This is a genomic window from Caulobacter sp. GW821-FHT09B08, assembly GCF_059418225.1.
Genome location: NZ_JBWKPL010000003.1, coordinates 75,154 through 88,791 on the forward strand (window position 1 = coordinate 75,154; position 13,638 = coordinate 88,791).

A 13,638-nucleotide genomic window follows, 5' to 3' on the forward strand; every position below is an offset into this window, starting at 1 on the left:
GCTTCAGCACCGTGGGATTCACATGCGCAAGAAGATCTGGGGCGCGGCCCTTTCCGGCGTTTTCGGCGCCCTGGCCCTGGCGAGCAGCGCCCATGCCGCCGAGCCGAAGTTCACGCCCGGTCCCTGCGCCGGCGACTATTCGGGCGTGGCCGGCAAGATCGAATGCGGGACCCTGAGCGTCGACGAGACGCGGGGCGGACCGAGCACGCGCCGCGTCGCCCTGCCGGTGACCACCGTCAAGGCCAGCGCGCCCAAGCCGGGCGCGGTCCCGGTGGTCTATCTGCACGGCGGCCCCGGCGGCGGCGTGGTCCAGAACGTGGCCCGACTGCTGCGCGGCCCGACGGGCCAGCTGGTGGGCGTGGACCAGGACTGGATCTTCTTCGACCAGCGCGGCGGCGGGGTGGCCTCGCCGATGCTCGACTGCGGCGAGGTGGCCCTGAACGACGCCGGCCCGCTGAACGACACCGCCGCCCAACAGGCCATCGCCTGCGCCCAGCGGCTGAAGGCCTCGGGCGTGGACCTGTCGCGCTACAACGCAGAAGAGGTGGTCAAGGACATCCAGGACCTGCGCAAGACCCTGGGCCTCAAGCAGGTCGACCTGATGGGCGTCTCCTACGGCACCCGCATCGCCCTGGCCGTGGTCAAGCACGACCCCGCCGGCGTGCGCGCCGTGGTGCTCGACTCGCCCTGGACGCCGGAGGCCAAGTGGGCCGAGGGCGGACCCGAGATGGTGTCGGACGCCGTGGCCGAAATCTTCAAGCGCTGCGCGGCCGACGCCGCCTGCAACACCAAATATCCGCATCCGGCCGCCGACCTGAACGCCTTCGCCCAGAAGCTGCTGGCCGGACCGCAGACGATCGGCGGCACGACCTACGCCGCCGACGACCTGGGCGGCTTCCTGATGGACGCGGCCTACAGCGGTCCCGACGCCCGCGCCCTGCCCGCCACCGTCGCCCGCTTCGCGGCCGGCGACCTCTCGCGCCTGGACGAGCAGATGGCCGGTCGCAGCGGCTACAGCGAGGCCCAGCACCTGACCCACCTCTGCAAGGAGGAGTTCCCGTTCGAGAGCGAGGCGGCCATGCGCAAGGGCGCCCAGCGCGACCCGGTCACGCGCCTGCTGGAAAATTCGTTCGGCCGCTACTTCGCCGTCTGCAAGGCCTATGACGTGGGCAAGCCCGACCCGGTCGAGGCCCAGCCGGTCTCCAGCGCCCTGCCCACCCTGTTCCTGTCGGCCGAGATCGATCCCGGCTGCCCGCCCGCCGTGGCCAAGGCCGCCGTCGGCCGGTTCTCCAAGGGCCAGTCGGTGATCATCCCCAACACCACCCACGGCGTCTATCGAGGCAGCGCCTGCGCCCGCAAGATGATCCGCGCCTTCCTGGCCGACCCGACGGCCAAGGTGGACGACAGCTGCCTGCACCCGGAGCACGACAAGTTCGTCTTTGATCTCGACTGACAGGACGGTCTCCTTCGGCGAACACTTGCCCCCTTCGGGCCTTCAGCCCTCCTTCCCCCGGAGGGGGAAGAGGACGCGGTTGTGATGGCGGAGCGCGCGTCCTCCGCCCCCTACGGGGGCGGACAGACCGCGAAGCCGCCAGGTGTGGGCAAGTGGGTGTGATCTCACGCCAGCGGCTGTGAGTTGGAGGAAAGGGACGCGGAGCGCCGGACAACGTCCGGAGTGTGTGTTTGTGTGTACCGTTTCGACGAAGCCAGACCGCTCCGCGCAACCGTTATCCGCCAGCTTCCGGTAGGCAGCCCTGTTGAGGCTTAGCCGGACCCGGTTCCGCCGTTTCCGACGGTCCCGGACGCCGGGGGCGCGGGCCTATGGGCAAAACACGCGCTTTATCCCCGTTCGACGCCGACGGCGGGCGGGCTTCCCAACGATGGAAGTCCCCGGACACGCCGGAGTAACCCCCTCCAGCCCAGTCCCGCTCGATCACTCCCCGCCGCCGCATCGGTCGCTGGCCATGCGCCCTTTCCATGCGGCGAGGTGAGCACAGGATACGGCGGGTCTGAGTCGGTGCGGGGAATAAAGATTTAGCGCAGTGATTTCAGAGGCCTGCCGCGCCATGAGCCGGGGACATGCACTTGTGCGTGTCCCCACCTTCGCCCACGGCGTCTGATCTGAATGCCCAGCGGATGAGGTTGGGGACACGAACAAGTGCATGTCCCCGGCCGTGGAACGGCTCAGCGCCTGCATCTCCCCAGTTCCGTCCGGCCGCGAAGTCGGGCATCAAGCCTTGCCACCCAGGAGACGCCCGCCCATGACTCTCGCCCGACGCACCCTGATCGGCGCCGCCGGCCTGCTGGCGGCCGCGCCCGTGTCGGCCTTCGCCGCCGGGGGCAAGCCTCGGGTGATCATCCAGACCGACCACGGCGCCATCGTCGTGGAGTTGGAAGACAAGAAGGCCCCCGTCACCAGCGCCAACTTCCTGCGCTATGTGGACGCCCACAAGTACGACGGCGGGACCTTCTATCGCGCCTCCAAGACCAAGGGCGTCAAGGGCGCGGGCTCGATCCAGGGTGGGCCGCTCGCCCGGGTCCGCCGCTTCGCCCCCATCGCCCACGAGAGCACGCGGCAGACCGGGATCAAGCACCGGGCCGGCACGATCTCGATGGCGCGCAACGGCCCGGGCTCGGCCACCTGCGACTTCTTCATCTGCGCCAGCCCGATGCCCTATCTAGACGCCCATCCGGGCGCCCCCGGCGACAATCTCGGCTTCGCGGCCTTCGGCCAGGTGGTGCAGGGGCTGGACGTGGTGAAGAAGATCCTGGCCCTGCCGGCCAACGGTCCCGCCCCCTATCCGGTAATGAAGGGCCAGATGCTGGACCCGCAGGTGAAGATCGCCAGCATGAAGCGCGCGGTCTGAGGCCGCCGGGCATGGCGGAGCCATCCTCCCCCAAGCCCGATCTCGCCGCGCGCGACGCGGCGACGCTGGACTTCTATGCCGCTGAGGCGCCGACCTACACGGCCAGCGGCTCGGGCGGCGCCAGCCGTCACCTGGAGGCCTTTCTCCAGCGCCTGCCGCCCGGCGTCCGCATTCTGGAACTGGGCTGCGGCGGCGGACGCGACAGCGAAACGATGCTGGCCCGGGGCTTCGACCTCGACCCCACCGACGGCGTCGCCGAGATCGCCCGCCAGGCGCAGGCGCGGATCGGCCGGCCGGTGCGGGTGATGCGCTTCGACGAGCTGGACGCCGTCGAGGCCTACGACGCCGTCTGGGCCCAGGCCTGCCTGCTGCACGTGCCCCGGTCCGCCCTGCCGGACGTGCTGGCCCTGATCCTGCGCGCCCTGAAGCCGGGCGGCCTGCACTTCGCCAGCTTCAAGGGCGGCGGCCGGGAGGGACGCGACGTGCTGGGGCGCTATTTCAACTACCTGACGGCCGACGAGGTCCGCGCCGCCTACGCCGGCTGGGACATCCTGTCCGTCGTCGAATACCAGGGCGGCGGCTACGAAGGCGGCCAGGGTCCGTGGGTGGCGATCACGGCGCGCAAGCCGGCCGGCTACTCCGCCGCCCAGTAGCGATAGCCGTAGGCCGGGGTGAACCCCAGGCCGCTGTAAAGCGCGATGGCCGGGGCGTTGTCGGCCTCGACCTGCAGATAGGCCCGGCGCGCGCCCAGGGCGTGGGCCTGCGCCAGCAAGGCGGCCAGGATCCGGCGCGCCAGACCCTTGCGGCGATGGCTGGGCAGGGTTCGCATGCCGAAGATCCCCACCCAGTCGTCGTCGACCGCACAAGCGCCCAGGGCCGCGACCTCTCCATTCAGGTCCAGCCGGGCGAAGCGGGCCGGCGCGGGGATGCGGGCCAGGGCGTCCAGGCGCTCGCGGGCGTCGGCGGCGTTGCCGGCGGCGCTGGCGGTCAGCACCGCCTCGAAGGCCGGGTCCGGCGCGTCGGACAGGACCACCGACCGGTCGCTCGGACCGTCGCCGACCTCGCCCACCATCACCAGCGTGCCGTGGGCGGGCCGGTAGCCCCTCGCCCGCAGATGCTCGGACAGGGTGGTCGGGACCACCGCCCCGTCGGCCAGCTTGAAACAGGGCGGCAGGCCGCGCGCGGCGTAGAAGGCCTCGGTCGCGGCGATGGCCTCGTCGATGGGCAGGCCGGGCTCGCCCAGCGGCCAGCAGGCGTTGATGCGGCGCGACCAGCCGTCCGACGCATTCAGCCGCCAGCCGCCCACCGCCCCGCTCTCCCGCGCGGGCCAGGCGCGGTCGGCGACGGTTTCCAGGAGACGAGGATCGAGGGTCATCGAATCCTCAATAGCAGACAGGCGCCGGTTCGTCGGAACCGGCGCCTGTCGAAAACTCGCGTTTCGGAGGATTTCGCCCGAAACCTAGAGCGCCTTGAGGTTGGTCGCCGCGACCTTGCCGCGCTCCTCGGCCGTATCGAACTCGACCTTCTGGCCTTCGTCGAGGCCGCGCAGGTTCGCGCGCTGGACGGCGCTGATGTGCACGAACACATCCTTGCCGCCGTCATCGGGCTGGATGAAGCCGAAGCCCTTGGTGCCGTTGAACCATTTCACCACGCCGGTCGCCATCTCGCGTCTCTCCTGGCCCGAGGCCGTTCCAATGCCCGGACAGTCGGGCGGGTAACAATCTCGGTCGTCCGGTCAGGCCCAAATCCAGGATTGCACGACCTAGTGGACACGCCCCCGTTGAGAGGGTCAATTCAAAAAACGGCGTTATGCTTAAGCGCGAACCCGGCGTCAGGGCTCGCGGAGCAGCGCCTCGACCAGGCCCCGGGCCTCCTTGCTGGACCAGTCGGCGTCGCCGGCCAGGCGGGCCCGCTCGCGACCCTGCTTGTCGTAGATCACCGTGGTGGGATAGCCGGCGGCGCGCGGCTCCAGCTCGAACGACATCTTGTAGCCGGGGTCGCGATACGATTGCAGCGGCGGGTTGGCGGCCATCTCGGCCTGGATCAGGTTCACGTCGCTGTCGCGGTCGACGCTGATCGGCAGCACCTTGACCGGCTGGGTGGCGTAAGCGGCGGCCAGCTTGGCCAGGGTCGGCATCTCGCGCTTGCACGGCGCGCACCAGGTGGCCCACAGGTTCATGACCACCACCTGGCCCTTGAAGTCGGCCAGGGTGTGGGGCTTGCCGTCCATGTCGGTAAAGACGGTAGCCGGCGCCGCGCGCGGTTCGGGCGGGACTTCCAGCTTCTCTAGGGACGCTTTCTTGAATTCCTTGAGGTCGAGCACACCTGCGGGTTTGAACGAAGCCTGAGCGATGACGTATAGAACCGCCGCGACGCCGACGATCAAAGCGGCGGCGATCAACCACTTCAGCGGGCCGAGCTTGCGCGCGGCTTCTTCCCTCTCCGACTGGAACTCGCTCATATGTCCGACAACGCCTCCGATAAGCCCCAGACCGCGACGGGCGGACAGGGCCAAGCCATGTGGGGCGGCAGGTTCTCGGCCAAGCCGGCGGAGCTGATGCAGGCGATCAATGTCAGCATCGGCTTCGACAAGCGCCTGTGGGCGCAGGACCTGGCGGGCTCCCGCGCCCATGCGCGGATGTTGATCAGCCAAGGCGTGATTGCAAGCGAAGACGGCGAGGAAATCCTCAAGGGCCTGGACGCCATCGAGGGCGAGATCACGGCCGGGGCCTTCCCGTTCCGAGACGAGTACGAAGACATCCACATGAACATCGAGGCGCGGCTGCGCGAGCTGATCGGCCCTACGGCCGGCCGGCTGCACACCGCCCGCTCGCGCAACGACCAGGTGGCCGTCGACTTCCGCCTGTGGGTGCGTGAGGCCTGCGAGCGTTCGGCGGGTCAGCTGGAGGCGCTGCAACGCGCCCTGATCGCCCAGGCCGAAGCCTATGCCGACGCCCTGATGCCGGGCTTCACCCACCTGCAGCCGGCCCAGCCGGTGACCTTCGGCCACCACCTGATGGCCTATGTCGAGATGTTCGGCCGCGACGCCAGCCGCTTCAAGGACGCCCGCGCCCGGATGAACGAGTGCCCGCTGGGCGCCGCGGCCCTGGCCGGCTCGCCCTTCCCCATCGACCGCCACGCCACGGCCGCGACCCTGGGCTTCGACCGCCCCACCGCCAATTCGCTGGACAGCGTCTCGGCCCGCGACTTCGCGCTGGAAGCCCTGTCGGCCGCCTCGATCACCGCCACGCACCTGTCGCGCCTGGCCGAGGAGATCGTGCTGTGGACGACGCCGATGTTCGGCTTCATCAAGCTGACCGACGCCTTCACGACCGGCAGCTCGATCATGCCGCAGAAGAAGAACCCCGACGCGGCCGAGCTGATCCGCGCCAAGGTCGGCCGCATCCTGGGCTCGCTGACCACCCTGACCGTGGTGATGAAGGGCCTGCCGCTGGCCTATTCCAAGGACATGCAGGAGGACAAGGTCCCCACCTTCGAGGCCTTCGACGCCCTGGAGCTCAGCCTACTGGCCATGGCCGGCATGGTCTCGGACCTGACGCCCAACACCGAGAAGATGGCCGCCGCCGCCGGCGCGGGCTTCTCCACCGCCACCGACTTGGCCGATTGGCTGGTCCGCGAACTGAACATGCCTTTCCGCGACGCCCACCACGTGACAGGCTCCGCCGTGAAGGCGGCCGAGACGCGGGGCCTCGATCTGGCGGACCTCTCGCTGGCCGATTTCCAGGCCATCGAGCCCCGGATCACCGACGCGGTCTACGCCGTGCTCACCCCGGCCGCCTCGGCGGCCAGCCGCATCAGCTACGGCGGGACCGCTCCCGCCCAGGTCCGCGCCCAGATCGCGCGTTGGAAGGAACTGCTCGGATGATCCGTCCCGTAACTGTCCTCACCGTCGCCGCCCTGGCCCTGACGGCCGCCGCCTGTGGCAAGCAGGCGGCGCTGGAGCGCCCCGCCCCGCTGTGGAACGCCCAGAAGAAGGCCGCCTACGAGGCCGAGCGCCGCGCCGCCTCCAGCCAGGTCAACAAGCCGGCCCGCGCCAACGGCGCTCAGGAGAACATCGACCCGGCCTCCAGCAACCGCACCACCCGCGCCGCGCCGCTGGGCGGCACCCCGTCCGACCCCTTCGGCGGCCCCTCGGGCGCCGGCTTCCCCAGCGCCCAGCCCAACTAGGCTTCTCGTGAATCATTTCGAATACGGCCCCGAGGGGCTGGCCTGTGAAGGCGTCCCGCTGGCCCGCATCGCGGCCGAGGTCGGGACGCCGGTCTATGTCTATTCCCGCGCCACACTGGAGCGGCACTTCACGGTGTTCCGCGACGCCCTGGCCGCCGCCGGCGTGGTCGATCCGCTGATCGCCTATGCGGTGAAGGCCAATTCCAACGTCGCGGTGCTGAAGGTGCTGGGCAATTTGGGCGCCGGGGCCGACACGGTCTCCGAGGGCGAGGTGCGCCGCGCCCTGGCCGCCGGCATCCCGGGCGAGCGCATCGTGTTCTCGGGCGTGGGCAAGAAGCGCGGCGAGATCGCCTTCGCGCTCCAGGCGGGCGTGGCCGAGATCAATGTCGAGTCCGAGCCCGAACTGAACCTGATCGCCCAGGTCGCCGCCGAGCTGGGTGTGAAGGCCAAGGTCGCCTTCCGGGTCAATCCGGACGTCGCGGCCGGCGGCCACGCCAAGATCGCCACCGGCAAGTCGGAGAACAAGTTCGGGGTCTCGTTCGCCGAGGCCGCCCGCCTCTACGCCAACGCCAGCAACAACCGAAACCTGGAGCCCATCGGCGTGGCCTGCCACATCGGCAGCCAGATCACCGACCTGGCCCCCATGCGCGCGGCCTTCACCAAGATGCGGGGCCTGGTCGAGCAGCTTCTGGGCGAGGGCCTGCACGTCGAGCGCCTGGACCTGGGTGGCGGCCTGGGCGTGCCCTATTTCGACATGCCCGAACCGCCCTCGCCGGCCGAGTTCGCGGCGATGGTGGGCGAGGTCACCAAGGGCCTGCCGGTCAAGCTGGCCTTCGAACCGGGCCGGGTGATCGCCGCCAACGCCGGGGTGCTGGTCAGCGAGGTGATCCACGTCCACGAGCGGCCCGAGGGCAAGCGCTTCCTGGTCATCGACGCGGCCATGAACGACCTGATCCGCCCGGCCATGTACGACGCCTTCCACGACATCCGCCCGCTGGTGAAGCGCGCCGGGGAGACCACCTATGATGTGGTGGGGCCGATCTGCGAGACCGGCGACACGTTTACCCGCGACCGCGCTTTGCCGCCGCTGGCGACAGGCGACCTGGTGGCCTTCATGTCGGCCGGCGCCTACGGCGCGGCCATGGCCAGCGAGTACAACACCCGCCCGCTAGTGCCCGAGGTGCTGGTGGACGGCGACCGGTTCGCTGTGATCCGCGCGCGGCCGTCGTACGAGGAGATACTGGCGCGGGATGTGCCGCCGGAGTGGGTCTGAGCCTCCCCGCTCCCCTTGTGGGAGAGGGTGGCCCCACGAAGTGGGGTCGGGTGAGGGGTTGAAGAACAGAAAAGCCGCGACAAGCCGAAAGGCCGGTCGCGGCTTTTGCTTTTGAGAGACCCCTCATCCGTCGGCTACGCCGACACCTTCTCCCGCAAGGGGAGAAGGAAAGAGGATCAGTCCAGCGCGCCGATATACGGCAGGCCACGGCTCTTGCCCTCGTCGTCCAGGCCGTAACCCACCAGGTACCGCGCCGGGGCTTCCCAGGCCACGAAGTCGGGTTCGATGCGGGGCTTGTCCCAGGGCTTGCGGGCGAAGACGGCGGTCAGGACTTCGCTGGCGCCGGCGTCCTTGACCAGGCGGGCGGCCTCGCCCAGCGACAGGCCGGTGTCGAGCACGTCGTCCACCACCAGGGCGCGGCGGCCGATCAGCGGGCGCTGCAGGTCGGCGCGGACCTCGCAGCGACCCGAGCTCTTGCGCTCGTCGTGATACGAGGCCAGCCACAGGGCGTCGAAGCGCACGTCGCGGCCGGCGCGCCACAGGGCCCGGGTCAGGTCGGCGGCGAACCACAGGCCGCCGGTCAGCAGGCACACAGCGACCGTGTCGTCGTCGATGCGCGGCGCGATGGCTTTTGCCAGGGCCTCGACCCGCTCTGCGATTTCTTCCTGGGAAATCAGGACTTCGGGGGCGGAGCGGTCGGTCATTTCAGGATTTCTTGGTCAGTGATGGTCGGCCGGGGCCGGGTCGACCGCTCCGGTCTCATGACCGGGGGGTTCGTGTCCAGCCCCTTGCGTCTCGTCGAGCGCCGGTTCGCCGCCTTCTCCGTGATCGGACGGCTGGTCCTGGGCGCCGCGCAGGTCGGGCGCGCCGTGGTCGGAAACCTTCTGCAGATGAGCAGCCGGGCCGGCGGCCTTGGCCGCGCCGGGCTCCAGGGCGAAGCCGATCTCCAGGGTGTTGGCGCTGCGCGGCGGGTCCAGCAGGGTCACGGAGAAGTGCCGGGTCTGGCTGGACGGGATCAGCGGCTCGGCGGCGGCGGCCAGCTTGCCCGACACTCGCTTGCCGTGCTCGTTCAGCAGGGCCACGCGCAGCGGCGGGGCCTCGACCGGACGGTCGGTGATGTTGCGCAGCACGCCGGTGATGACGATGGCCGCATGGCCGTCCTGCATGGTCGGCTCGGCCTTCAGGTCCTCGACCACCAGGCCGACATTGTTCACCGGCATGCGGGCGAAGGCGTAGGCCCCGGCCGTGCTGGGCCACAGGTGGGCGACATTCATGCGGAAGACGCCGGCGGCGACCAGCATAACCACCATCACCGCGACCATGCCGCCCCAGATGATGCCGGTGGTCTTGGCTTCCTTCAGGCGGCGCTCGGCGTCGGCGCGGGCCCGGAACACCTTGGGCAGTTCCTCGCCCGGAAGTTCGTTGACAGGGGTGGCGGGATCGTCGGCGGGGTTGGTCGCGCCGTCCAGCGAGGTCAGCGCCGCCTCGCCGGCCAGCTCGGCGGCGGACGGCTCGTCGAACAGGTCCAGGGCGTCATCGTTGCGGGCCGTCCAGCTGTTGCCGCACGCCGCGCAACGCACGACTCGACCCGCCGCGCCAACCTTGGAGTCATCGACGAAATAGCGGCTGGCGCACTCTGGACAGGTCAGTATCATGGCCGCGAATCGGACGCTCCCCGCTCCTACACACGAGGTCGCCGATTTTGCCAGCCATGTCCACACGACCCAGCGACACACCCTTGCGCATCGACTTGGATCAGGACGATGACACCGTCCCCGTCGTCCGCTTCGAGGGCGTCTCGATGCGGTACGGACGAGGGCCGGAAACCCTGAGCGACCTCAGATTCAGTCTATATCCAGGGTCTTTCCATTTCCTCACCGGCCCGTCGGGGGCCGGCAAGAGCTCGCTGCTGAAGCTGATCTACCTGGCCCACCGTGCGTCACGAGGCCGCGTGGAGTTGTTCGGCCGCGACATCAGCCTGACCCGTCCCGAGGACCTGCCGTTCGTGCGTCGGCGCATCGGGGTGGTGTTCCAGGACTTCCGCCTGCTGGACCACCTGTCGGTGTTCGACAACGCCGCCCTGCCGCTGCGCATCGCCGGCCGCAAGCCCGCCACCTATCGCGACGACGTGGCCGAACTGCTGCAATGGGTGGGGCTGGGCGACCGCATGCACGCCCTGCCGGCCACCCTGTCGGGCGGCGAGAAGCAGCGCCTGGCCATCGCCCGCGCCGTGGTCGACCGGCCCGACGTGCTGCTGGCCGACGAGCCGACGGGCAATGTCGATCCGGCCATGTCGCTGCGCCTGCTGCGGCTGTTCGTCGAGCTGAACCGGCTGGGCACCACCGTGCTGATCGCCACCCACGACGAGGACCTGGTCGCCCGCGCCAACCGCCCCACCCTGCACCTGGAGAACGGCCGCCTGGTCGATCTGGGTCGCGACGACGATGACGACGACTACGAGGAGGACGCGTGAGCGAGACCTTCTCCATCGACCGCTGGAAGCCCGGCAAGCTCTTGCCGCCGCGCGACGCCCGCGACGGCTCGCTGCTATTCGTGGTGGCGGTGCTCTGTTTCCTGGCCTGCCTGACCGCCCTGGCGGCCATCGCCTCGACCCGGGCGGCCACCGGCTGGACCGCCCAACTGACCGGCTCGGCCACCGTGGTGGTGCGTCCGCGCGGCGGCGAGAGCCCCGACAGCGCCGCGGCCCGCGCCGCCGAGACCCTGTCGGGCGTGCGCGGCGTCGCCGAGGCCCGCGCCCTGCCAAAGGACAAGGCCGAGGCCCTGCTCGAACCCTGGATCGGCCGCGAGGCCCTGATCGCCGACCTGCCGGTGCCGCGCCTGGTGACGCTGGATCTGGATCCCAAGGCCCCCGCCACCGCCGACGCCCTGACCAAGGCGCTCAAGGAGGCCAATGTCGACGCCGTGGTCGACGACCACAGCCGCTGGATCGCCGATATCGAGCGCGCCGCGCGCCTGGCCGGCTGGGCGGCCATCGGGGTGTTCGGCCTGATCGCCACGGCGACCGGGGCGGTGATCATCTTCGCCACCCGCGCGGCCCTGACCGCCCGCCACGACGTAGTCGAGGTTCTGCACCTGTCCGGCGCCGAGGACGGCTTCATCGCCAACCTGTTCCAGAACCGTTTCGCGGGCATGGCCTTCTGGGCCGGCTTGCTGGGCGGCGCGGGTGCGGCCATGATCGGGGCGGCGGCGCGGCTCGTGGGGGGCGGCCAGGGACTGACGCCGGTCCTGCCGCTGGCCTGGATCGATCTTCTGGCGCCCCTGCCCTGCCCGTTGGTGGCGGCGCTGGTGGCCGGGATCGCGGCCCGCGCCGCCTCCCTGCGCCTGTTGAGAGGCATGCCGTGAAGAGCATCGCAGCCCTGCTGATCGTGGTGATGGTCTGGTTCGTGGGCCTTTTGGCCTTCACCAGCCGCGTGGACCAGTCGACGCCCGCCGCCGAACCGCCCGTGTCGGACGGGGTAGTGGTGCTGACCGGCGCCTCCAACATCCGTCTGGAGGCGGCCACCAAGCTCCTGGAGGCCGGCAAGGGCAAGCGCCTGCTGATCTCGGGCGTCAATCGCGAGGCCTCCCGCGAAGATGTCCTAGGCGTGACCAAGGCCGTGCGGCCGATCTACGAATGCTGCGTCGACCTGGGCTACACGGCCGCCGACACCATCGGCAACGCCAGCGAGACGGCCGAATGGGCCAAGGCCAAGGACTATCACAGCCTGATCGTGGTCACCGCCGACTACCACATGCCGCGCTCGATGCTGGAGCTTCACGCGGCCATGCCCGACGTGACCCTGCATCCCTATCCGGTGATCACCGAGAGCCTGAACGCCCACCGGTGGTGGAAGGGCGGCATGAGCGCGCGGCGCATGACCGTGGAATACTGCAAATACCTGGCGATCCTGGGCCGCGAGGCGTTCCTGAAGCTGGGTCCCAAGGAAAAAGCCGCGCAACAGCCGGCGAAGGAAGCCTCTTGATCTATTTGCGTTCGTTCCTGTTCCAGCTGTTCTTCTGGCTGTGGTCGGTGGTCTGGGCCATCGGCATGGTCGTGACCTTTCCCTTGCCGCGCCGCTTCAACACCTGGTCGCTGACGACCTGGGCCAAGGGCCTGATCCTGGCCCTGCGCTGGCTGGCCGGCGTCAAGGTCGAGGTGCGCGGCGAGCAGTACCGGCCGACCGGGCCGGCCCTGGTGGCCGCCAAGCACCAGTCGATGTTCGACGTCTTCAGTCAGTTCGCCCTGCTGCCCGACGCCTGCTTCGTGATGAAGAAGGAGCTCTTGATGGTGCCGCTGTTCGGCTGGCACGGGCAGAAGGCCGGCATGATCGTCGTCGACCGCGAAGGCCATTCCACCGCCCTGAAGAAGCTGGTGCGCGACGCGGTCGAGCGCATGAAGGAAACCCGCCAGGTGGTGATCTTCCCGGAAGGCACGCGCGGCGAGGTCGGCGTCGCCGGCGACTACAAGCCCGGCATCGCGGCCCTCTATCGCGAACTGGACATGCCGGTCACGCCCCTGGCCCTGAACTGCGGCGTCCACTGGCCCAAGGGCTTCCTGCGCCCACCGGGCACCATCGTCTTCGAATACCTGCCGCCCATCCCCGCCGGCCTCAAGCGCGGCGAGTTCATGCGCGAACTGCAGACGCGGATCGACACCGCGACCAAGGCTCTGGAGGACGAGGGGCTCTAAGCCTCGGCTCGCGCGGCCTCGAAGAACCCCATCAGCCAGTCGTTGGCGATCAGGTCGAGCACCAGGTGCACGCGGTCGGTCGGCCCGCGATTGGCCACCGCGTGCGGGTCGCCCAGGCGCAGGTACCAGGCCTGGCCCTCGCCCATCTCGACCCGGCGGCGATTGAGCAGGAACTCCACGTCCGGGTGGGTGGTCACCGGGATGTGGATGCGCGCCGTGCCGCTCTCCACGCCCAGATCCAGATCGGTGTGCTCCTTGATGACCGAGCCCGGGGTCAGTCGCATCAGCCGCACGCTGCGCACCTCGCAGGCGAAGGCGGCGATCACCGACTGGAAATAGGCGCAGGACCTCAGGAACGGCGTGTCGATATAGTCCGTGGCCGTCGGGTCCGAATAGATCATCCGGACCGGATGGGTCTCGCCCGCCACGCAACGCAGGGGAATCACGCTCCAATCGCCCTCGTAGTTCTGCCGCACGAAGTGGGCGGTCCAGGGCGTGGCCGACAGGATCTCCAGGTCGCGGCGCAACAGGACCGGATCGAAGCTCAGCGGCAGTTGCAATCTATCGGGGTAGACCATCCCGTGACGCTATGGGGCGGCGAGCTTCGCCGCAAGCCGGAG

Annotated in this window: 16 protein-coding genes; 10 read left to right on the forward strand and 6 right to left on the reverse strand. The window is 69.8% G+C overall.

Features of this window, described 5'->3' with window-relative positions:
• Positions 1 to 22 precede the first annotated feature (22 nt).
• From AC07OA_RS10950 to AC07OA_RS10960, 3 genes are all read left to right on the forward strand, one after another.
• The gene (locus AC07OA_RS10950) at positions 23 to 1,453 is read left to right on the forward strand and encodes an alpha/beta hydrolase (protein WP_494663835.1); all 1,431 of its coding nucleotides are present in this window, start codon (positions 23 to 25) and stop codon (positions 1,451 to 1,453) included.
• Between the two features lie 808 nt (positions 1,454 to 2,261).
• On the forward strand, positions 2,262 to 2,867 hold the full coding sequence (locus AC07OA_RS10955; protein WP_494663836.1) for a peptidylprolyl isomerase: 606 nt from the start codon (positions 2,262 to 2,264) through the stop codon (positions 2,865 to 2,867).
• Positions 2,868 to 2,878: 11 nt separating this feature from the next.
• Positions 2,879 to 3,520, forward strand: coding sequence for a class I SAM-dependent methyltransferase (locus AC07OA_RS10960; RefSeq protein ID WP_494663837.1), 642 nt, complete (start codon positions 2,879 to 2,881; stop codon positions 3,518 to 3,520).
• Here AC07OA_RS10960 and AC07OA_RS10965 read toward each other — a convergent pair.
• The 3 genes from AC07OA_RS10965 to AC07OA_RS10975 form a co-directional block, all read right to left on the reverse strand.
• Positions 3,502 to 4,242 carry a GNAT family N-acetyltransferase gene (locus tag AC07OA_RS10965; protein WP_494663838.1) on the reverse strand — a complete coding sequence of 247 codons (741 nt, stop codon included), beginning with the start codon at positions 4,240 to 4,242 and terminating at the stop codon, positions 3,502 to 3,504. The genes AC07OA_RS10960 and AC07OA_RS10965 overlap by 19 nt on opposite strands.
• Positions 4,243 to 4,326: 84 nt before the next feature.
• Positions 4,327 to 4,530, reverse strand: coding sequence for a cold-shock protein (locus AC07OA_RS10970; RefSeq protein WP_494663839.1), 204 nt, complete (start codon positions 4,528 to 4,530; stop codon positions 4,327 to 4,329).
• 168 nt (positions 4,531 to 4,698) lie between these two features.
• On the reverse strand, positions 4,699 to 5,328 hold the full coding sequence (locus AC07OA_RS10975) for a TlpA family protein disulfide reductase (protein ID WP_494663840.1): 630 nt from the start codon (positions 5,326 to 5,328) through the stop codon (positions 4,699 to 4,701).
• Here AC07OA_RS10975 and argH point away from each other — a divergent pair, their 5' ends adjacent.
• The 3 genes from argH to lysA are packed head-to-tail and all read left to right on the forward strand — an operon-like array spanning position 5,329 to position 8,328.
• Positions 5,329 to 6,753, forward strand: coding sequence for an argininosuccinate lyase (gene argH, locus AC07OA_RS10980; protein ID WP_494663841.1), 1,425 nt, complete (start codon positions 5,329 to 5,331; stop codon positions 6,751 to 6,753).
• On the forward strand, positions 6,750 to 7,055 hold the full coding sequence (locus tag AC07OA_RS10985; RefSeq protein ID WP_494663842.1) for a hypothetical protein: 306 nt from the start codon (positions 6,750 to 6,752) through the stop codon (positions 7,053 to 7,055). The genes argH and AC07OA_RS10985 overlap by 4 nt, the downstream gene beginning before the upstream one ends.
• Positions 7,056 to 7,062: 7 nt before the next feature.
• A complete protein-coding gene (lysA, locus tag AC07OA_RS10990) occupies positions 7,063 to 8,328 on the forward strand; it encodes a diaminopimelate decarboxylase (RefSeq protein WP_494663843.1) in 1,266 nt (421 codons plus the stop codon).
• A 176-nt stretch (positions 8,329 to 8,504) separates the two neighbouring features.
• Here the strand turns inward: lysA and AC07OA_RS10995 are convergent, their stop codons facing one another.
• Complete coding sequence (locus tag AC07OA_RS10995; protein WP_494663844.1) at positions 8,505 to 9,032, reverse strand: phosphoribosyltransferase; 528 nt, start codon at positions 9,030 to 9,032, stop codon at positions 8,505 to 8,507.
• Positions 9,033 to 9,047: 15 nt separating this feature from the next.
• A complete protein-coding gene (locus AC07OA_RS11000) occupies positions 9,048 to 9,983 on the reverse strand; it encodes an MJ0042-type zinc finger domain-containing protein (protein ID WP_494663845.1) in 936 nt (311 codons plus the stop codon).
• 83 nt (positions 9,984 to 10,066) lie between these two features.
• On the opposite strand from AC07OA_RS11000, the gene ftsE reads away from it, so the two are divergent.
• From ftsE to AC07OA_RS11020, 4 genes are read left to right on the forward strand one after another with little or no spacing between them, the layout of a single operon-like run.
• Positions 10,067 to 10,801, forward strand: coding sequence for a cell division ATP-binding protein FtsE (gene ftsE, locus AC07OA_RS11005; protein ID WP_494663846.1), 735 nt, complete (start codon positions 10,067 to 10,069; stop codon positions 10,799 to 10,801).
• Positions 10,798 to 11,691, forward strand: a complete 894-nt coding sequence (locus AC07OA_RS11010; RefSeq protein ID WP_494663847.1) for a cell division protein FtsX — start codon at positions 10,798 to 10,800, stop codon at positions 11,689 to 11,691. Before ftsE ends, AC07OA_RS11010 begins: the two co-directional genes overlap by 4 nt.
• Complete coding sequence (locus tag AC07OA_RS11015) at positions 11,688 to 12,311, forward strand: YdcF family protein (RefSeq protein WP_494663848.1); 624 nt, start codon at positions 11,688 to 11,690, stop codon at positions 12,309 to 12,311. The genes AC07OA_RS11010 and AC07OA_RS11015 overlap by 4 nt, the downstream gene beginning before the upstream one ends.
• Positions 12,308 to 13,018, forward strand: coding sequence for a lysophospholipid acyltransferase family protein (locus tag AC07OA_RS11020; protein WP_494663849.1), 711 nt, complete (start codon positions 12,308 to 12,310; stop codon positions 13,016 to 13,018). The genes AC07OA_RS11015 and AC07OA_RS11020 overlap by 4 nt, the downstream gene beginning before the upstream one ends.
• On the opposite strand, the gene AC07OA_RS11025 is transcribed toward AC07OA_RS11020, so the two are convergent.
• Positions 13,015 to 13,596 (reverse strand): aspartyl/asparaginyl beta-hydroxylase domain-containing protein, encoded by a 582-nt coding sequence (locus AC07OA_RS11025; protein ID WP_494663850.1) that lies wholly within the window; start codon positions 13,594 to 13,596, stop codon positions 13,015 to 13,017. The two genes, AC07OA_RS11020 and AC07OA_RS11025, sit on opposite strands and share 4 nt — an antisense overlap.
• Positions 13,597 to 13,638 lie beyond the last annotated feature (42 nt).